Raw genomic sequence first — 20295 nt, 5'->3', positions numbered from 1 at the left:
GAGTGTCGGCTGCGATGGGCGACGCGGAAAGTCGTCGAAGAACCGGACATTTATAATGCTCGCTTACCTCGACGCCTCTTTCCCATGCCCGACCTGCTCGCGAATCTGAATCCCGAACAACTCGCCGCCGTGACGCTCCCGGACGAGCCCGCGCTCATTCTCGCGGGCGCCGGCAGCGGCAAGACGCGCGTGCTCATCACGCGCATCGCGTGGCTGATCCAGCAGGGCTACGCGTCGCCGCCGACCGTGCTCGCCGTCACCTTCACGAACAAGGCCGCGCGCGAGATGATGGCGCGCCTGTCCGCGCTGCTGCCCATCGATACGCGCGGCATGTGGATCGGCACGTTTCACGGCTTGTGCAACCGCATGCTGCGCGCGCATTACCGCGACGCCGGCCTGCCGCAGACATTCCAGATTCTCGACACGGCCGACCAGCTGTCCGCGATCAAGCGGCTGATGAAAGGCCTGAACGTCGACGACGAGAAGTATCCGGCGAAGAATCTGCAGTACTTCATCAACAACGCGAAGGAGCAGGGCCTGCGTCCGAAAGACGTCGACGCCACCGATGCGTTCAATCGCAAGTTCGTCGAGCTTTACGAAGCCTACGATCAGCAATGCCAGCGCGAAGGCGTCGTCGATTTTCCCGAGCTGCTGCTGCGCTGTTATGAACTCCTCGCGCACAATCCGCCGCTGCGCGCGCATTATCAGGCGCGCTTTCGCAACATTCTCGTCGACGAGTTTCAGGACACGAACAAGCTGCAGTACGCGTGGCTCAAGCTGCTCGCGGGCGAGCACAACGCGATCTTCGCGGTCGGCGACGACGACCAGTCGATCTACGCGTTCCGCGGCGCGAACGTCGGCAACATGCACGATTTCGAGCGCGAATTCCGCGTGCGCAATCTCATCAAGCTGGAGCAGAACTATCGCTCGCACGGCCATATTCTCGATACCGCGAACTATCTGATCGCCAACAACGCCAACCGGCTCGGCAAGAATCTGCGCACCGACGCGGGACACGGCGAGCCGGTGCGCGTCTACGAGGCCGCAACGGATTCGCAGGAAGCGGGCTGGATCGTCGAGGAAATCAAGGCGCTCATCAATACGGGCGTGTCGCGCGGCGAGGTCGCGGTGCTTTATCGCAGCAACGCGCAGTCGCGGACCATCGAACATACGCTCGTGAACGCGGGCATTCCGTATCGCGTGTATGGCGGTCTGCGCTTCTTCGAGCGGCAGGAAGTGAAGCATGCGCTCGCGTATTTGCGTCTCATCGACAATCCGAACGACGACACCGCGTTCGCGCGCGTCGTCAATTTCCCGACGCGCGGGATCGGTGCGCGCTCCATCGAGCAAGTGGCCGACGCGGCGCGTCTCTACAACTGTTCGATGGCCGCCGCCGTGCCGTACGTCACCGGCAAGGCGGGCACGAGCCTCGGCGCATTCGCGACGCTCATCGCGAAAATGCGCGCCGAAACGCAGCAGATGAGCCTGCCGGAAACCGTCGAATACGTCGTGCGCGCGAGCGGTCTCGCCGCGTTCTACGAAACCGAGCGCGAGGGCCAGGATCGGCTCGAGAATTTGCAGGAACTCGTGAATGCGGCGGCGGCGTTCGTCAGCGAGGAAGGCTACGGGCTCGATACGCCCGCGCGCTCCATTCCGCTGCGTCCGGGCGCGTCGGCGCTGCCGGAGATCGTCAGCGAGGACGGCGAGATCGAAGTGCTCGATGCGCCCGGCATCGCCGATCCCGCGCAGAATCCCGACACGATGACGCCGCTCGCCGGCTTCCTGTCGCACGCATCGCTCGAAGCCGGCGACAACCAGGCGCAGGCCGGCCAGGACGCCGTGCAACTGATGACCGTGCACGCGGCCAAGGGCCTCGAATTCACGGCGGTGTTCATCACCGGGCTGGAAGAGGGCTTGTTCCCGCACGAGAACAGCGCGCAGGAATCGGACGGGCTGGAGGAAGAGCGGCGTCTCATGTACGTGGCGATCACACGCGCGAAAGAGCGGCTTTATCTGTCGTTCGCGCAGAGCCGCATGCTGCACGGCCAGACGCGCTACAACATCCGTTCGCGTTTCTTCGACGAATTGCCCGAAGGCTCGCTCAAGTGGCTCACGCCGAAGATGGAGGCGGGCGCGCGCTGGGGCGGACGCGCCGACAACGCCGGCTGGGGCCGCGACTGGTTTGCGCGTCCCGGACAGGAGCGCGGCGGTTCTTCCGGCTATGCGCGGGATCAGGGCGCCAGCGCGGCATTGCCGTCGTTCGCCAACGAGCAGCGCGCGGCGGAATCCGGCTTCAAGGTCGGCCAGGCCGTGTTCCATACGAAGTTCGGCGAAGGCACCGTGACCGCGCTGGAAGGCTCGGGCGGCGACGCGCGCGCGCAAGTGCGCTTCAAGCGCCACGGCGAAAAGTGGCTCGCGCTGGCCGTGGCGAAACTGCAGGCCGTCGAATGAAGACGAAGCGGCTCGGCATCATGGCGGCGCTGCCGCAGGAACTGGGCGACCTCATCGCGCAGATGCGCTCGGCAGGCGAAGTTCGCACCGTGACGCTCGGCCAGCGCGAGTATTACGTCGGCGACGCGCATGGGCTGCCGGCCGTCGTCACGCTCGCGCGCATCGGCAAGGTGGCGGCGGCCGCGACCGCGAGCGCGCTCATCCATGTGTTCGAAACCGATGCGATCGTCTTCACAGGCGTCGCGGGCGGCGTGCGGGCGGACGTGCAAGTGGGCGATGTCGTCATCGCCGATGCTTTGCTGCAGCATGATCTCGACGCATCGCCGCTCTTTCCGCGCTACGAAGTGCCGCTGCTCGACCGCGCGCGCTTCGGCGCCGATCGCGCGCTTTCCGATGCGCTCGCCGCCGCCGCCGATGCGTTCATCGCCGACGAGGGCGGTACGCTGACGGAGCGCTTCGCCGTCGCCGGGCCGCGCGTGCATCGCGGGCTGATCGTGAGCGGCGATCGCTTCATCGCGAGCCACGACGCGCTCTTCGGCTTGCGCGACGCGCTGCCCGACGCGCTCGCGGTCGAAATGGAAGGCGCGGCCATCGCGCAGGTCTGCTACGAGCACGGCGTGCCGTGCGCGGTCGTGCGGACCATTTCCGATGCGGCGGACGCCGCCGCGCCGCTATCGTTCACCGAATTTCTGACGTCGATCGCCGCGACTTACTCGTCGGGCATTTTGTCGCGCTTTCTCCGCGCTGCCGGCTGATCGAGCGCCGAATCCCACGCGGACGCGGCTTTCCACGGGCCGCGCATCGTCGAAAATCCTGCTTGTAGTTGAGAATGATTCTCAATACAATGACTCGCACACCGTGAGGCAGACACAGGAGGCCCGACGACATGACCAACGATTTCACCGCCATCGGCACGATGGGCGAGGCGCGCCCGGCGTCCGAAAGCGGCGAGCGGGGCGAGCGTTGCGCTGTTTCGGCGAACGCCGCGAGAGTGCTCGAAACCACGCGCCGCGCGTGGACGGAGGCGACGGCGCAGGAGTTGGCTCGCCGCGCGCCACGCGCCACGCAGCCCAAGAAACGCGTGGTGCCGCGGCGTTCCCGCTGGCCGTCGCTCGTCGCCGCGCTCAACTACTGGAGTCCGAAACCGCTGTGAACGCCGCCGACCTCGCACCGAAATCCATCGAACTCGACGAGCGTCTTTTCGACGCGAGCCGATTCCCGCTCGTGCGCCTGCGTCCGCGCGCCGTGAAACCGGGCTATGCGTTCGCATGGGGCGCGCAGATGCGCCGTCTCGTGTCCCTCGCGACGCCTTTCGTTCTCGTGGCCGAGCACGACGCAAACGAAACCGCCGCCGACGCCCGTCTGCGCGCCGCGTGGATGCGCACGCATCGCACGATGCTGGCCGCGTACTGCCGCGGCCTGATCCTGATCGAACCGCGCATCGAGGCGCGCGCGAGCACGCGAGAAACGCTGCGCGCATTGACGGACGGATGCGGCGTACGAACGGTCGTCGTGTCGAGCATGCGCGTCGCGGGCGAGCTTGCGCCGGTGCTGCTCAAGCACACCGCGTCCGAGGGCCGCGCCGCAGCGCGAACCCGGGCGCTCTGACGCGCCGGACCGATCAGGGCGCGCCCGGTCTGGCGCGGGTTGGACGGCTGCTCTATGCTCAGGGCTCAGCCAACGCCGCTTTGCAGAGGACGCGCATGCCGACTTACCGAGAAGCGTATCGACGGTCGATCGACGAGCCCGAAGCGTTCTGGGCCGAACAGGCCCGTCGCATTCACTGGCAGACGCCGTTCGAGCGGGTGCTCGACCGCAGCAAGCCGCCGTTCGCGCGGTGGTTCGTCGGCGGCAAGACCAATCTGTGCCATAACGCCGTCGACCGGCATCTCGCGTCGCGTGCGCAACAGGACGCGCTCGTCTACGTATCGACGGAAACGGGCATCGAGCGCCGCTACACCTACGCCGAGCTGCACGCGGAAGTGAACCGCATGGCAGCCGTCATGCGCTCGCTGCACGTGAAGAAGGGCGATCGCGTGCTCATCTATCTGCCGATGATTCCCGAAGCGCTCTTCGCGATGCTCGCGTGCGCGCGCATCGGCGCGATCCACTCGGTCGTGTTCGGCGGCTTCGCGGCGCCGAATCTCGCGGCGCGCATCGACGATGCCGAGCCTGCGCTCATCGTCACCGCCGATGCCGGCGCGCGCGCGGGCAAGGTGATCGACTACACGCCGCTCGTCGACGAAGCGCTCTCGCGCGCCGAATACAAGGTGCCGCAAGTGCTCTTGATCGACCGGCAACTCGCGCCCGAGCGCTTGCAGGCGAGTTATCTCGTCGCGTACGAACCGCTGCGCGAGCAATTTTTCGACGCGCACGTGCCGTGCGAATGGCTCGAATCGAACGAGCCGTCGTACGTGCTCTACACGTCCGGCACGACGGGCAGGCCGAAGGGCGTGCAGCGCGATGTCGGCGGTTACGCGGTCGCGCTCGCCGCATCGATGGAGCACGTCTTTCAGGGCGCGCCGGGCGACACGATGTTCACCGCATCGGACATCGGCTGGGTCGTGGGGCACAGCTACATCATTTATGCGCCGCTGATCGCCGGCCTCACGACCGTGATGTACGAAGGCACGCCGATTCGTCCCGACGGCGGCATCTGGTGGCGGCTCGTCCAGCAGTACAAGATCAATCTGATGTTCACCGCGCCGACCGCGATCCGCGTGCTGAAGAAGCAGGATCCGGCGCTGATGGAGAAATACGATCTGTCGAGCCTGCGCACGCTGTTTCTCGCGGGCGAGCCGCTCGACGAGCCGACTGCGCACTGGATCCAGAGCGCGTTGAAAAAGCCCGTCATCGACAATTACTGGCAGACGGAAACCGGCTGGCCGATGATCGCGATTCCGCGCGGCATCGAAGAATTGCCGTCGAAGCTCGGCTCGCCGGGCGTACCGTCGATGGGCTTCAATCTTACGCTGCGCAACGAAGCGACCGGCGATGCCTGCGCGCCCGGCGAGAAGGGCGTCGTCACGCTGGCGTATCCGCTGCCGCCGGGCTGCATGCAGACGGTGTGGCGCGACGACCAGCGCTTCGTCGACACGTACTGGAAGAGCGTGCCGAATCAGATGGTCTATTCGACCTTCGACTGGGGTGTGCAGGACGAGGACGGCTACGTGTCGATCCTCGGCCGCACCGACGATGTCATCAACGTGGCGGGGCATCGGCTCGGCACGCGCGAGATCGAAGAGGCGTTGTCGGCGCATCCGGCGGTCGCGGAGGTCGCGGTGGTCGGCATCGCCGATTCCGTGAAGGGGCAGGCGGCCGCGGCGTTCGTCGTGCTGCGCGATGCGGATCGCATCAATGCGCCGGGCGCGCGCGAGGGCATGGAAGCGGAGTTGTGTCACGCGGTGGATTCGCAGCTCGGCGCGATCGCGCGTCCGGCGCGCGTGCATTTCGTGACGATGCTGCCGAAGACGCGTTCGGGGAAGCTGCTGCGACGCGCGATCGCGGCGTTGGCGGAAGGGCGCGATCCGGGCGAGCTGCCGACGATCGAGGATCCGGGCGCGTTGATGCAGGTGAGGGAGGCGTTGGGAAACTGAGCGCCCAAAACACAACGGGCACGCGGTCCGGCGTGCCCGTTGTGATCGTCATCGCGTGCGCTCAGGCCTTCGCCTTCCCCTCATGCGTCTTCGGCAACAACACCGTCAACACGCCCAGCAACGGCAGGAACGCGCAAACCTTGTACACATAATCGATGCTGGTCGCATCCGCGAGATGCCCGAGCACCGCCGCGCCCACGCCGCCCATGCCGAACGCGAATCCGAAGAACAAGCCCGCGACCATCCCGACCTTGCCCGGAATCAGTTCCTGCGCATACACGAGAATCGCCGAGAACGCCGATGCCAGCACGAGCCCGATGATCACCGACAGCACGCCCGTCCAGAACAGGTTCGCGTAAGGCATCAAGAGCGTGAACGGCGCGACGCCGAGAATCGACACCCAGATCACCGCCTTGCGCCCGACCTTGTCGCCGACCGGACCGCCGATGATCGTGCCCGCCGCCACCGACGCGAGGAACACGAACAGATGGATCTGCGCGGCCTGCACCGAGATGCCGAACTTGCTGATCAGATAGAACGTGAAGTAACTCGTGATGCTCGCCAGATAGAAGTACTTCGAGAACACGAGCAGCACGAGCACGCTCATCGCCATGACGACCTTGTTGCGCGGCAGCGTCGCGTGCGCGGTCTGCGCGCGGCCCTTCTTCGTCGCCGGATGACGCTTGTACCAGCGGCCGATATTCGCCAGCACGAACATCGCGACGAGCGCGGCCACCGAGAACCACGCGATGCTCTTTTGCCCGTGCGGGATGACGATCAGCGCGGCGAGCAAGGGACCCAACGACGAACCCGCGTTGCCGCCGACCTGAAAGAGCGACTGCGCGAGACCGTGCTTGCCGCCCGACGCCATGCGCGCCACCCGCGACGATTCCGGATGAAACACCGACGATCCGCAGCCGACCAGCGCCGCCGCGATCAAGAGCGTGCCGAAGCTGCCCGCGACCGACATCAGCAAGAGACCCGACAGCGTGAAGCCCATGCCGACCGGAAGCGAATACGGCTTCGGATGCTTGTCCGTGTACAGGCCGACGAGCGGTTGCAGCAGCGAAGCCGTCACCTGATACACGAGCGTGATGAGGCCGATCTGTCCGAACGTGAGCGCGAATTCGCTCTTGAACATCGGATAGATCGCCAGAATCAGCGACTGGATCATGTCGTTCAAAAGGTGCGAAAAGCTGATCGCGCCCAGAACGGAATAAACGGTGCGTTGCGCGCCCGCTGATGTCGCGGCGGAAGCGTTTGCAGAAGCGTTGGCGGAAGCGCCGGCCGATGCGCCGGAAGGCGACAAAGCGCCCTTGTCGATGCTCGTTTGCATAGTGATGGCTTGTGAAAGCAGGAAAGCGTCTCGGAATCGATCTTTTGTCAGTGCGACATTTATGCGCAGACTGAATTTCTGACAAGTGTAGGCTGTCCCCGACGCGTTGTCCTGCCAAGCTTTGTCGCGAATCGGACAGGATCGGCAGCGAATCAAGCTGCGATTTCGTCGCACGCAAGGTTTTTTGGCCGGTTATAAGAAGCGACGGCGGAGCGAACGAACGTGCGCTCCTGCTAAAAAAAGGCTCAAGAAAGCCCGCAAACCTGCCGTATTCCCGGCAGGGATCAGACCAGGACACGCCTCACGACGGCCTAGTCCAAAGAACAAATTCGGGGATTCGATCGATGAAACTGTTTTCGCTACGCGGCGCAAAAGACGCGGGCTTCATGGCGCATGACGAAGCGAAGCGCACGCTATCAGTCAAGGCATCGCTCAGGCTGGCTTTCGGACTCGTGCTCGCGGGCACGCTCGTCATCGGCGCAATTTCGCTCACGCAGATCAGCCGTCTGAACGGCGCGACCGAATCCATCTACACGCAAGGCTACGTCGCGAGCCGCGCGGCCGAGGAAACGCGCGGCTATCTGCTGCGCGCGAGCCGGTCGCAGAAGATGCTGCTCACCGCGAGCACGGCGAAAGAGCGCGACGATCTCGGCGCGCAGATCGAGCAATCGCTCGCCGAAATCGGACGTGAACAGGCGCAGCTCGCGCAATACATCGATCACGCCGACAAGGACGCGCTCGCGCAGCAAAAGAACTTCTCGATCGCGCTCGGCAAGTGGGCCGAGAATCTGCGGACGTTCGTGAAGCTCGTGAAGGAGCAACCGCTCGATCTCTCGCAGATGAACTGGCAAGTCGGCATGCAGGACGTGTCGCTGCTCGTCGAAACGGGCAAGCTCGAAAAGATGGTCGATGAACTCGTCGCGCGCCGCGGCGCCGCAGCCAAGGCGACGATCGAATCCGCCGCGTTCATCTTCCATTCGTCGTTCGTGATGGTGTCGGTGCTGACGCTCGCGTTGTTCGCGCTCGCGATCGTCGTCTCCGAATGGGTCGTGCGGCGTCTCGCCGGCCAGCTCGGCGGCGAGCCCGGTTATGCGAAGGACATCGCGCGTCGCATCGCATCGGGCGATCTCGCGTATCCGGTCAAGCTCAAGCGTCGCGACGACGCGTCGATGCTTCACGCGCTCTCCGAAATGCAGGCGGGACTGTCGTCGACCGTCGGCGATATAGCGGCGAGCGCGGAGGCGATCGCTTCGGCATCGAGCGAGATTTCAACGGGCAACGTCGACTTGTCGCGCCGTACCGAGGAGCAGGCCGTCGCGCTGGAAAAAACCGCGGCCAGCATGGAGCAGCTCACGTCGACGGTGCGTCAGAACGCCGACAATGCGAAGCAGGCGAGCACGCTCGCGGCGAGCGCGTCGGAGATCGCGGAGAAGGGCGGCGCGGTCGTGGGCCGCGTCGTCGAAACGATGCAGCGCATCGATGCGAGCGCGAAGAGCATCGGCGACATCATCGGCGTGATCGAGGGCATCGCGTTCCAGACCAACATCCTCGCGCTGAACGCGGCGGTCGAAGCGGCGCGCGCGGGCGAGCAGGGACGCGGCTTCGCGGTCGTCGCGGGCGAGGTGCGCAGTCTCGCGCAGCGTTCGTCGTCGGCGGCGAAGGAGATCAAAGGGCTCATCGATACATCGGTGTCGCGCGTGTCGGACGGCTCGACCTACGCGCAGGAAGCGGGCGCCACGATGGAGGAAGTCGTCAAGGCCGTGCGCCGCGTCACGGACATCATGGGCGAGATCTCGGCGGCATCGGCGGAGCAGAAGACGGGCATCGAGTCGATCGGCGAGGCCGTCACGAAGATGGACGCGAACACGCAGCAGAACGCCGCGCTCGTCGAACAGGCGGCGGCCGCCGCGCAATCGCTCGACGATCAGGCGCGCGCGCTCAAGTCGCTCGTCGGAAAATTCCAGTTGGCTTGACGCAAGGCTTGAGGATAGAATCGCGGACGGGCGCGGCAGGGCGCCCGGTCTCGCGAAAGTCTTACGCACCTGCCGTGCAGCACCTCAACTTTGGATCGAACCGCAACGTCGAACCTTTATAGCCGCAGCGAGAACGGCGCAACAAAGGAACAACGTCATGTGGTCTACATCCTGTCCGATCTCTTCTTCCGTTTCCAATAGCGACTATCTGCGCGAACATGCGCGGCGTCTGCTTCGTCACGCCCGCGACGGCGATACGAGCGCGTCGATGCCCGTTCTGCGCCGCCTGCTCGCGACGAACGTCACGCGCGCGGAACGCCTCGCCGATCTGCACGCGATGCGCGACGATCTGCAACTGAAGCATCTGCTTTCGATGCTCGCCGTCGAACTCGGCTACCCAGGCTGGGACGCGTGCAAATCCCACATCGACGAACAGCCGGACGTGGCGATCGACCGCTACCTGCTCGACGCCGGCGCGTTCAACGACTACGAGAAGAACTGGTTTGCGAACGAATCGGAAGCACGCGAATGGCAGCGCGCGCACGGCGGCTATATCGTGCGATACGGCGAGCAGGCCGTGGCGATTCTGAAGCGGGAATAAGGCGGAGGAAGGGGTCTGCGCGCAAGAAGGAAGCCGCTCAGATGAGCTCGACTTCCTTCCAGTTCGCGCTAAAGAAAAAACGGCTCAGCTCCTTCGTGAGCTCGTTCAGTGCGCTCATCTCGGCGGGCGAGATCTTGCGCACGTGTTGCGGCGAGGTCCAGTCGCCGTAGATCAGCGCGACGGTCGTATCGTTCGATTTCACCGGCAGCACGACGAACGCCTGCGCTTCGCCGAGCGTCTCCTTGTACCAGCGCGGCAGGCGGGCGTCGATGCGCGCGTCGTGCGCGTTCTCGATGAAGATGCCGACCGGATTGCTGATCGCGAGATGAAACACGTCGGGCCGGAACTCCGCCGAGAAGCGCAGTTTCGGCAACATCGGCTCGACGCCCGCGCCGAGGCCGAGACGCGCGTGGAATTCGTTGTTGGCCTGGCGCACGAACACCACGGTGCGCGACAGATGCAGGCTGCCGAGTATCGATTCCGACGCGAGCGCGAGCGCTGGCGCGAGCGCATTCTTCGACGGCAACGAGCGCAAGTCCGCGACGCTCGCGCCGATGCGCGCCTCCGCCGATACGTTCGCGCGCGCCATGGCATCGGCGTTGGCCTGCAGCTCGGAGATCTCGCGCATCACGCCGTCGCTCGCTTCTTCGTTCGCGAGCGCGAGGCTCATCGACGTGAGCGTGTCGGCGTCGGTGTTGAGCGGTCCGGTGTAGCGGTTCGCGATATCGAAGAGCACCGATTCGCGGCCGTCCGCGGCCACGTTTTGCGCCGTGAGCGCGTCCGCGACTTCGGTCGAATAGTTGGAGATCGCGCGCAGCCAGCGAACGTGCTTCGGCACGGTTTCATCGACGGGCGCGTTCGGATCGGTCGCGCGCATTCCTTCGCGAATCGTCTCGGGCAGACGCCAGCGGTCCGCCGCTTCGAGGCCGATCTCGTCGAAGGTGACGCCGAGCAGCGCGGCACAGGCGGCGCTGTCGGGGATGTTTTCCGAAGCGGCCTTGCGGCGCAACTGATCCCACTCGTGTTCGAGATAGAACGCGACGAGCAGCTTGCCGATCTGCCGCATCAGCGTGCAGACGACCGCTTCCTCGGCGGAGCGCAAGTCCTTGTGCTCGGTGAGCTGCCGCGCAACCGCGCCCGAGAGCAGGGTGCGGTTTAGTTCGAGCTTCGCGTCGATACGGCGCGGCGCGCTCTGATGGAAGTGGTCGACGAGCTTCAACCCGACGACGAGATGACCGACGGCGTCCATGCCGAGCACCATCAACGCGCGCGTGACGGTGGTGATGTTGCCGCCGAACGCGATGTACATCGCCGAGTTGGCGAGCCGCAGCACCTTCTGCGTGAGGCCGACGTCCGACAGCACGACTTGCACGAGGGACGTGAAGTCGAGGTCGTCATCGCTCATTGCGGACACAGTCGAGCGCAGCGCCTGAGACAGCATGGGGAAATCCCCGCGCTCGCTCATGCGCGACCACAGCTTGTCCAGTAGTTCGGCCTTGGTGCGTGCCATTGCAAAAAATAAGAACTCGTTCGTTACGCGACGGCTAACCCGAGGCGGTCCTGCAATCCAGCACCCAACAACGAAATGTACACGTTATTAGGGAGTTACGGCGCGTGCTTCGATTAAAACACGAACAATCGTCCGTTCATAATGTCTCGTGCAATACGAGCGAATGCGACTGGAACGAGCGCGCCAGCTCGTCCGACGGCAACGCATGGCTGATGAGCCAGCCCTGAATATGGTCGCATCCCAGGTCCGCGAGCAAATCCCGCTGCGCCTCGGTTTCGACGCCTTCGGCCACCAGCTCCAGTCCGAGCGATTGCGCCAGCCCGACCACCGCGCTCACGATCGCGCGATTGTTTCGGGACGTAATCAGGTTCTCGACAAAGCTGCGGTCGATCTTGAGCTTCGAGAGCGGAAAACGTTGCAAATAGGCGAGGCTCGAATAGCCGGTGCCGAAATCGTCGACGGCGAAGCGGATGCCGATCGTCGTCAGCGTTTCGAGCAGGCGCGTCGCTTCCTCCGGATCGTGCATCAAAAGGCTTTCGGTGATCTCGAACACGAGCCGCCGCGCGTCGATGCCGGTGAGCGCGAGCGCTTCCTTCACTGCGGCGGTGAATCGTTTGTCGCGGAACTGCTGCGGCGACACGTTCACCGACACGTAATCGAGCCGGATGCCGATCGCGTCCCACTGCACGATCTGCATGCACGCGGCCTTCAGCACCCAGTTGCCCAGATAATTGATGAGGCCGATGGATTCCGCGAGCGGAATGAACGTCGACGGCGGCACGAGCCCGTGCACCGGATGATTCCAGCGCATCAGCGCTTCCACGCCGACCACCGCGCCCGTGCGGATCTTCGTGATCGGCTGGAAGTAGAGCGAGAACTCACCGTTGCGCACGGCTTCGTACAGGTCCGCTTCGAGCTTGAGGCGCTCGGCGTCGGCGGGGTTGTCGTCGATCGTGTGGAAGACGAGCGCATTGCCGCCCGATTCCTTCGCCTGCGCGAGCGCCTGATCGGCCATGCGCAAGAGGTTGGTCTGCGCTTCGCTTTTCGCGAGCCTGCCCGCCTGATCCGGATACAGCGCGACGCCCACGCTCGCCGACAAATGCGTGTGCTGCCCGCGATGCCGGTAGGGCTGCGCGATCGCGGTGAGCAAGCGCCGCCCGAGACTTTCGGCGAGTTCCGCCGTGGTGCCGGGCGGCAGCAGCACGGCGAATTCGTCGCCGGCCACGCGCGCGACGCGCTCGCCGTGTCCCGCCGTATGCTGGATGCGCCGCGCGGTTTCGCGCAGTAGCTCGTCACCGGCGTCGTAGCCGAGCGCGCGGTTGATGCGCTGATAATCGTCGATGTCGAGCAGCACGAGTCCCGCGTGCGTGCGCGTGAGTTCGGCTTCGTCCTGCGCCGCAACGATCGCGGCCTTCAGGGCGATGAGATTGTCGAGGCCCGTCAGCGCATCGTGATTGATCGTATGCACGAGCGCCGCTTCGCGCTCGCGCCAGTGCGTCACGTCGAAGGCGGCGAGCGCGAAGCCGGGCATGCCGCGCGCGGCCGTCGACACGAGCCGCAACTCGACGCAGATCGGATAGGTGAGCGACTTCACGACCGTCAGCGTCGCCGATTCGAGCTTGCCGCTCACGCGCGCCCGCGCGACGAGCGCATGCAGCTCGTCGGCTTCCTCGGATGCGACGAGATCGTGCAGCGTCAGCATGCTCAGATAATCGCGGTGATAGCCGATGAACTCGATGCTCGCATCCGATACATACTGGAAGCGCAGCGCATCGTCGAGCTGGGCGAGGAAGTCGACCGCGCCGAGCGTGGCCTCGGACGCGTCGGTCAGGGCATTCGCGACGGCGGCGACGGGCGCATCCGGCGCGCCGGCCTTGGGCGATGTCGCGGGCGCGGGCGGCTCCCCGGCGCTCTCGGGATGCCGCTCGCGCGCGGCGCTTCCCCATGCGCGAGAGAGCGCATCGAGCGCGATGCGCCACGGTGCGCGGCGGGAGACGTTGATCCGGTTCGCTTGCATGGTCTCGTTGGTTTCTGGCGGCAGCGCCTGCTTTTTCGGCCAGGCGGCGGCGCGCGGAACACGCGCCTCGCGGGTTCCGGCCGGGACGTGCCGCAATGAGGCGCGACACGCTCTATCAGGCGAGTTATCGGCGCGATCGGGGATTTCTTTAACCGGCGGCGCGGATGCGGCGGGCGCATCGCGGCATCAAGAATGTCCAGGAATTGTCGATATGAGGTTTCATATTATCTCGTCAGGAGAATTCGGTTACAGTGGCGCGTTTGCGGCCGGGAACCCGTTCTCTCGTCGGTGTGCCGCCGGACGCAGGGCTTTCGCCGTGCTGTTGACCATCAGAATTCCGTTCGACTCGTTCGCCCCATGATCGAATCCACCAAGCGGCCGGCCTGTGCCATAGCCAAGGCCATCGAGCCGGCCATCACGCAACGCTTCACGGCGCCGCCGCGCGCATCCGACCGGTCCGCGCCATGCCCGATTCTTCCCTGAAGCGCGCGGCATCGGCGCGGCGCGGGCAAAGCGTCTATGTCGGGCGTCAGCCGATCCTCGACGGCGAAGGCGCGCTCGTCGCCTACGAACTGCTCTTTCGCGACAGCCCCGACAATCGCGCCCGCATCCACGACGACGTGCAGGCGACCGCGCATGTCGTCGCGCGCACGATCGGCGAGATGGGCGTGCCGGCGGTGCTCGGGCCGCATCCCGGTTACGTGAACATGAACCGCGAGCTGCTGTTCGACGACATCGTCCACATCATGCAGCCCGAGCGTTTCGTGCTGGAGCTGCTGGAAAGCATCACGTTCGACGAGTCGCTATTCAAACGCTGCGCGCAGTTGCGCAACGCGGGCTTTCGCTTCGCGCTCGACGACGTCGTGAAGCTCGACGACGCGCTGCATGCCGCGCTGCCGACCGTCGATATCGTCAAGGTCGATTTCCTCGCCGCGGACGATCGGCATCTGCCGCTACTCGCTGCGGAGGTGAAGCGGCGCGGCAAGCTGCTCGTGGCGGAAAAGATCGAGACGTTCGACGATCTGACGCGCGCCAAACGTCTCGGCTTCGATCTCTTTCAGGGCTATTTCTTCGCGCGGCCGCAGGTGCTTTCGGCGCGGCGCGAGAGCCCGGCGCGCGGCTCGCTCCTGCGCCTCATGGCCGTGCTCGCCGGCGAGCCGGGCCTGCGCGAGCTGGAAGCGGAACTGAAGCGCAATCCGGATATCGTCGTGCAGCTGATGCGTCTCGCGAATTCGAGTGCGCAGACGCGCGGGCGGCGCGTGTCGTCGTTGCGCGAGGCGATCGCCGCGACCGGCACGCGCCAGTTGATGCGCTGGGCGCAGCTGCTGCTTTACGCGGACGGCAGCGGTTTGCCGTGGCGCTCGGATCCGCTGCTGCAACTCGTCGGCACGCGCGCGCGCTTCCTGGAGCTCGCGGCCGAAAAGCTGCGTCCCGCCGACGAAGCCTTTTCCGACGCCGCGTTCATGACCGGCATCTTCTCGCTCGTGCATGTCGTGCTGAACATGCAGCCCGTGGAAATTCTCGATAAGCTCCATCTGGCGGCCGAAATCCGCACGGCCATTCTCGCGGGCGAAGGCTTGCTCGGCGCGCTGCTCGGCATCGCGCGGGCTGCCGAGCGGGGCGATGCGCCCGCCATCGACGCGAGCCGGCACGCGCAGCCATCGCTCGACGTGCTCACGCCCGCGGTGCTCGCTAAACTGCAATTCGAAGCGGCGGCGTGGTTCGCGCAACACCGGATGGATCAGGGCGAGGACGACGCATAGTTGGCGTCTTTGCATGAACGAGGTCTTCGAAAGGAGCGCGCATGAAAAGATTTTCCGGTATGAAAGCGGCTGCTGTTCTGGCGATGGCCGCGGCCGCGGCCGTTTATCCGCTCGTCGCAGGCGCGACGCTCAAGCCCGGGGATGCCGCGCCCGACTTCACCGCGCAGGCGTCGCTCGGCGGCAACGTGTACGACTATTCGCTCGCCGATGCCCTCAAGAAAGGCCCGGTCGTGCTGTACTTCTATCCGGCGGCGTTCACGAAGGGCTGCACGATCGAGGCGCATGAGTTCGCGGAAGCGGTCGATCAGTACAAGGCCGAAGGCGCGACGGTCATCGGCGTGTCGCACGACAACATCGATACGTTGAAGAAGTTTTCGGTGAGCGAATGCCGCAGCAAGTTTCCGGTCGCGGCGGACGAAAACTCGAAGATCATCAAGTCCTACGACGCCTCCATGCCGATGAAAAGCACGATGGCCAATCGCGTGTCCTACGTGATCGCGCCCGACGGCCGCGTCATCTACGAATACACGAGCCTGTCGCCGGACCAGCACGTCGCCAACACGCTGCAGGCGCTGCGCGACTGGAACGCGAAGCACAAGGCGCAGTGATACGCTGCGGTCTCATCGATTGAGCGTGCGGGAGGCGCGATGCCCATCGTCGTCGGACTGATCGTCTTAGGATTGCTGATTTACGGCGCGATATGGTCGTTCGACGCGCTACACGCGCACTTCGGCCTCGGCGTCGCGGTGGCGGTTGCGATCGTCGTGCTGGCGATCATCGCGGCGGGCGTGATGCGCTGGCTCGCGAGCCGCCGCGAGATCGCGCCGAATCTGCGCAAAGGCGAACACGGCGACTGGACCCACGAACTCAAATCCGACTGGGGCGGCGTGCGGGTCGCGGCGGGCAAGCGTCTGTGCGATGTGCGCGTCGGCGACGAGCGCGGCAGCTATATCTTCGCGGACCTGCGCGGCGCGCGCATGCGGCAGGCGAATGGAACGAACGGCGCGTGGCAGGTCGTGCTCGACGTGCGGGACGCGAAGCACGGCGAATGGACGCTGCCGATGCGCGATCGCGGCGAGGCGCACAAATGGGCGCGCCTCCTGTCGCTCGCCACGCAGCAGAAGCTCTGACTATTCCGCGTGATAACCCATGTCGCCGCGTACCTTGCCGCGGAACACCCAGTACGACCAGATCACGTAGATCATCAGGACGGGCAGCAGAAACATCGTCCCGATCAGCAGAAACTGATGCGACAAGGGCGCGGCGGACGCATCCCAGAGCGTGACCGAAGGCGGCGCGATGAACGGCCACAGGCTGATAATGAGCCCCGTGAACGCGAGAAAGAAGAGCCCGATCGAGCACAGGAACGGCAGCACGTCGCGGTCTTTCGCGAGGCTCGACCAGAGCGTCCACGCGAGCAGCACGGTGAGCACAGGCACCGGCGCGAACGCCAGGCTGTCGGGGAAGGCAAACCAGCGCGCGGCAATGCGCGCGTCCTTGAGCGGCGTCCACAGGCTGATGAGCAGAATGAACGCGATCACGCCGATGAGCGCATAGCGCGCCATCTTGCGGCTCCAGTCCTGCAGTTCGCCTTCGGTCTTGAGCACGAGCCACGTCGTGCCTTGCAGCGCATAGCCGAAGATCAGCCCCACGCCGACGAGCAACGGAAACGGCGCGACCCAGTTCCAGCTCGTGCCGGCGTAGACGCGGCCTTCGATCGGGAAGCCCTGGATGAACATGCCGAGCACGATGCCCTGCGAGAACGTCGCGACGAGCGAGCCGCAGCCGAACGCACCGTCCCACAGCCATTTGCGCGCGCCGGTCACTTCGCGGAATTCGAACGCGACGCCGCGAAAGATCAGCCCGAGCAGCATGAAGAGAATCGGGAAATAAACGGCCGGCACGATGATCGCGAACGCGAGCGGAAACACCGCGAACAATCCGCCGCCGCCGAGAATGAGCCAGGTCTCGTTGAAGTCCCAGACGGGCGCGACGGAGTTGATCATCAGATTGCGCGATTCGGCGTCGCGGCGCAGCAGAAAAACCATGCCTACGCCGAGATCGAAGCCGTCGAGCAGCACATACATGAACACCGCCAGCGCGAGAATGGCGGCCCACAGCGGCACGAGATCGAGCATCGCGTTCTCCGGTTCGTTGCTTATTTGCGTCCGCGGCCGGGCGGCACGATGTCGTCCTCGCTCACGCGGGGCGTCGCGCCGTTCGCGCCCGCCGATACCGCCGACAGCGGACGCGCCGCGCGCGCCTTCGTATCGAGTTCGTCCTTTTCGTGCGCATGGCCGACTTCGGCCGGCCCGACGCGCACCAGCCGCCGCAGCAGGAACAAACCCGCGCCGAAGATCACGAGATAGGCGAGCACATAGAGCAGCCACGAGAGACCGACATCGGCGGCGGTGAGCGAGGGCGTCACCGAATCCTTCGTGCGCAGGATGCCGTAGACGGTCCACGGCTGACGGCCGGCCTCGGTCGTCGTCCAGCCGGCGATCACCGCGATGAAGCCGAGCGGCATCGCCCACGTCGCCGCGCGCAGCCAGCGCGTGCTCGTCTCGATGCGCCCGCGCGCGAACTGCACGATGCCCCACAGCACGAGCGCGAACATCAGCAGCGCGATGCCGACCATGATGTGAAAGGCGAAGAACACGACCGCGACGGGCGGCCGGTCCTCGCGCGGAAAGTCCTTGAGGCCGCGCACGTAGCCGTTCGGGTCGTGCGTCAGATAGATGCTGCCGAGCACCGGAATCGAGATTTCGAAGTGATTGCGTTCCTCGTCCTGATCGGGAATCGAGAAGAGATTGGCCGGAACGCGCGTGCCGGATTCCCAGAGCGCTTCCATCGCCGCGAGCTTGGCCGGCTGATGCTTGAGCGTGTTGAGTCCATGCGCGTCGCCGATCACCATCTGCACCGGCACCATGATGATGAGAAAGATCAGCGACATCTTCACCATCACGCGGCTTTCCTCGAGCGCGCGGCGCTGGCGCAGATACATCGCGCCGACGCCGAGAATCACGAAGCCGGCCGTCACGAGAAACGCGCTCACCGTGTGCCCGAGCCGGTACGGAAACGACGGCGTGAAGATCACGTCGAAGAAGCTCACCACTTCGAAGCGGCCGTCCGGCAGCACGCGGTGGCCTTGCGGCGTCTGCATCCAGCTATTGACGGCGAGAATCCAGAACGACGAGATCACGGTGCCCGCCGCGACGAAAATCGCCGACATCACATGCGCCCACTGCGGCACGAGCTTGCGCCCGAAGAGCAGCACGCCGAGAAACGCCGATTCGAGGAAGAACGCCGTCAGCACTTCGTAGCCCATCAGCGGGCCGACGACGTTCGCGGTCGCATCCGAAAAACGGCTCCAGTTGGTGCCGAACTGAAACGGCATCACGATGCCCGACACCACGCCCATGCCGAACGACACCGCGAAAATTTTCAGCCAGAACGCCGACAGGCGACGATAGACGTCGCGCTTCGTGATCCACCAGTTGAATTCGAGCGTCGCGATGAAGCACGACAGACCGACCGTGAAGGCCGGCAACAGAATGTGAAAGGCGACGACCCACGCGAACTGGAAGCGGGAGAGCAGGACCGAGTCGACATCCATGAACGCTCCTTGTTCAGGCTTTTTGCAGCGGATGTGTCCAAAGGCGCGCCTCGCGCGGGCGCTTTTCTCCTTAATAGCATGGTTTTAAGGAACGCGACCACACGCCGCGCGGCGAAGCGCCGCGTGCGCCTGCCGCGAATGCACCCGTTTGGTACAATCTTCGGCTTTCGCGCCTAAGCCATGCGGACGACCGCATGCGCATCGTTTCGTCGGGGACGGCCCCATTTTTCAAGGGAGTCGCTCGATGTCCTGGATTCTTCTTTTCGTCGCCGGTCTGCTGGAAGTCGCCTGGGCCGCCGGTCTCAAATCGTCCGAAGGCTTCACCCGGCTCGGACCGTCCGTCTTTACCGTCATCACCGCGCTCGGCAGCTTCGTCCTGCTCGCGATGGCCATGAAGCAACTGCCGCTCGGCACGGCCTACGCCGTTTGGACGGGCATCGGCGCGGTCGGCGCGTTCGTCTTCGGAATCGTGTTCATGGGCGAAGCGCTGTCGGCGGCGCGCATCCTGAGCGCGGTGCTGATCGTCGCCGGGCTGATCGGGCTCAAGCTCTCGTCAGGACACTGAGGGCGCCGGGAACGCCAATCGCTTGAACCGTGCTGCACCGCGCGTATTTGCGTGGATATAATGGTTCGAGGTCATCCGCATTTGTCTGAGCGCAACGTTTTGCGCTTTTTCATCCTATCTTCGCGGATGTAGGCGGCTTCTTCCGGCATCTGCCGCAAAGACCGCTCTTTTCAGTCGGCAAATCGTCCCGTAGCGGCGAACGCCGGCGGCAGGCAGCATTCAGGGAGACGGCAATGCTTGAGTCACTTTCGCTCGCAGCGGGCCTGTCATGGGCGAGCGGGCTGCGCCTGTATCTCACTGTTTTCATCGCCGGCATGTTCCAGCGCATGGGAATCGTTCACCTGCCGGATTCGCTTGCGGTGCTCGGCTCGCCGTGGGTGATCGGCGTCGCGGGCGTGCTCGCGGTCGTCGAATTTCTCGCCGATAAAATTCCCGCCTTCGATTCCCTGTGGGACGCGGTGCACACGTTCATCCGCATTCCGGCGGGCGCGGTGCTCGCCGCCGGCTCCCTCGGCCACGCCGATCCCGCCATGCTCACCATCGCCGCGCTCGCGGGCGGCACGCTCGCCGGTGCATCGCATTTCGCGAAGGCGGGCACGCGGGCGCTCATCAATCTGTCGCCGGAGCCGGTGTCGAACTGGGCGGCGTCGGCGACCGAGGATGTCGGCGCGGTCACCGGCATCGCGCTCGCGCTCTTCGTGCCGCTGCTGTTTCTCGTGCTTCTTCTCGCGTTTCTGGTGCTGGCGGGCTGGGCGCTGCCGAGGCTCGCGCGCGGCGTGCACGGCGGGGTGTCGCGCATGGCCAAGCACATGCTGCCGAGCTCGGAACATCGGATGAACCGGTTGCGGAGCAAGCACGATTGAGCAC

At 65.2% G+C, this 20295-nt stretch carries 17 protein-coding genes; 12 read left to right on the top strand and 5 right to left on the bottom strand.

What is annotated here, in order from left to right; genetic code table 11:
- The first annotated feature begins 84 nt into the window (after positions 1–84).
- The 5 genes from NCS03_RS09620 (at position 85) to NCS03_RS09600 (ending at position 6047) form a co-directional block, all read left to right on the top strand.
- Positions 85–2451: a UvrD-helicase domain-containing protein gene (locus NCS03_RS09620; protein ID WP_008341949.1), complete on the top strand. Its 2367-nt coding sequence runs from the start codon at positions 85–87 to the stop codon at positions 2449–2451.
- A complete protein-coding gene (locus tag NCS03_RS09615) occupies positions 2448–3206 on the top strand; it encodes a 5'-methylthioadenosine/adenosylhomocysteine nucleosidase (protein ID WP_250434919.1) in 759 nt (252 codons plus the stop codon). The genes NCS03_RS09620 and NCS03_RS09615 overlap by 4 nt, the downstream gene beginning before the upstream one ends.
- Positions 3207–3337: 131 nt before the next feature.
- A complete protein-coding gene (locus NCS03_RS09610) occupies positions 3338–3604 on the top strand; it encodes a hypothetical protein (protein WP_250529098.1) in 267 nt (88 codons plus the stop codon).
- Positions 3601–4059, top strand: coding sequence for a hypothetical protein (locus NCS03_RS09605; RefSeq protein ID WP_250529097.1), 459 nt, complete (start codon positions 3601–3603; stop codon positions 4057–4059). The genes NCS03_RS09610 and NCS03_RS09605 overlap by 4 nt, the downstream gene beginning before the upstream one ends.
- A gap of 95 nt (positions 4060–4154) precedes the next feature.
- A complete protein-coding gene (locus NCS03_RS09600; protein WP_250523010.1) occupies positions 4155–6047 on the top strand; it encodes a propionate--CoA ligase in 1893 nt (630 codons plus the stop codon).
- A 61-nt stretch (positions 6048–6108) separates the two neighbouring features.
- On the opposite strand, the gene NCS03_RS09595 is transcribed toward NCS03_RS09600, so the two are convergent.
- On the bottom strand, positions 6109–7383 hold the full coding sequence (locus NCS03_RS09595) for an MFS transporter (protein ID WP_250496892.1): 1275 nt from the start codon (positions 7381–7383) through the stop codon (positions 6109–6111).
- 344 nt (positions 7384–7727) lie between these two features.
- On the opposite strand from NCS03_RS09595, the gene NCS03_RS09590 reads away from it, so the two are divergent.
- Entirely contained in the window at positions 7728–9356 is a 1629-nt protein-coding gene (locus NCS03_RS09590) for a methyl-accepting chemotaxis protein (protein WP_008341939.1), read from the top strand.
- Positions 9357–9513: 157 nt separating this feature from the next.
- Positions 9514–9957: a hypothetical protein gene (locus tag NCS03_RS09585; protein WP_250529096.1), complete on the top strand. Its 444-nt coding sequence runs from the start codon at positions 9514–9516 to the stop codon at positions 9955–9957.
- Between the two features lie 37 nt (positions 9958–9994).
- Here the strand turns inward: NCS03_RS09585 and NCS03_RS09580 are convergent, their stop codons facing one another.
- Together NCS03_RS09580 and NCS03_RS09575 are read right to left on the bottom strand one after the other, a co-directional pair.
- Complete coding sequence (locus tag NCS03_RS09580; RefSeq protein ID WP_008341937.1) at positions 9995–11467, bottom strand: HDOD domain-containing protein; 1473 nt, start codon at positions 11465–11467, stop codon at positions 9995–9997.
- A 136-nt stretch (positions 11468–11603) separates the two neighbouring features.
- Positions 11604–13484, bottom strand: coding sequence for a putative bifunctional diguanylate cyclase/phosphodiesterase (locus NCS03_RS09575; RefSeq protein ID WP_250502245.1), 1881 nt, complete (start codon positions 13482–13484; stop codon positions 11604–11606).
- 464 nt (positions 13485–13948) lie between these two features.
- Between NCS03_RS09575 and NCS03_RS09570 the strand changes: the two genes are divergently transcribed.
- From NCS03_RS09570 to NCS03_RS09560, 3 genes are read left to right on the top strand one after another with little or no spacing between them, the layout of a single operon-like run.
- Complete coding sequence (locus NCS03_RS09570) at positions 13949–15247, top strand: EAL and HDOD domain-containing protein (protein WP_008341935.1); 1299 nt, start codon at positions 13949–13951, stop codon at positions 15245–15247.
- Between the two features lie 41 nt (positions 15248–15288).
- The gene (locus NCS03_RS09565) at positions 15289–15855 is read left to right on the top strand and encodes a peroxiredoxin (protein WP_051996614.1); all 567 of its coding nucleotides are present in this window, start codon (positions 15289–15291) and stop codon (positions 15853–15855) included.
- A gap of 39 nt (positions 15856–15894) precedes the next feature.
- Positions 15895–16377, top strand: a complete 483-nt coding sequence (locus NCS03_RS09560; RefSeq protein WP_250439974.1) for a hypothetical protein — start codon at positions 15895–15897, stop codon at positions 16375–16377.
- Here NCS03_RS09560 and cydB read toward each other — a convergent pair whose 3' ends face one another.
- Positions 16378–17385: a cytochrome d ubiquinol oxidase subunit II gene (gene cydB, locus NCS03_RS09555; protein ID WP_250529095.1), complete on the bottom strand. Its 1008-nt coding sequence runs from the start codon at positions 17383–17385 to the stop codon at positions 16378–16380. It lies immediately after the preceding gene.
- A 20-nt stretch (positions 17386–17405) separates the two neighbouring features.
- Positions 17406–18863, bottom strand: a complete 1458-nt coding sequence (locus NCS03_RS09550) for a cytochrome ubiquinol oxidase subunit I (RefSeq protein WP_244807443.1) — start codon at positions 18861–18863, stop codon at positions 17406–17408.
- 244 nt (positions 18864–19107) lie between these two features.
- Here NCS03_RS09550 and sugE point away from each other — a divergent pair, with 244 nt between their 5' ends.
- Both sugE and NCS03_RS09540 read left to right on the top strand, forming a co-directional pair.
- On the top strand, positions 19108–19428 hold the full coding sequence (sugE, locus tag NCS03_RS09545) for a quaternary ammonium compound efflux SMR transporter SugE (protein WP_008341930.1): 321 nt from the start codon (positions 19108–19110) through the stop codon (positions 19426–19428).
- Between the two features lie 233 nt (positions 19429–19661).
- Positions 19662–20291, top strand: coding sequence for a DUF4126 domain-containing protein (locus NCS03_RS09540; RefSeq protein ID WP_008341929.1), 630 nt, complete (start codon positions 19662–19664; stop codon positions 20289–20291).
- Positions 20292–20295: the final 4 nt, after the last annotated feature.

Source organism: Caballeronia sp. ATUFL_F1_KS4A (assembly GCF_023630905.1).
GTDB lineage: Bacteria > Pseudomonadota > Gammaproteobacteria > Burkholderiales > Burkholderiaceae > Caballeronia > Caballeronia zhejiangensis.
This window is presented reverse-complemented; position numbering and strand designations above follow the sequence as displayed.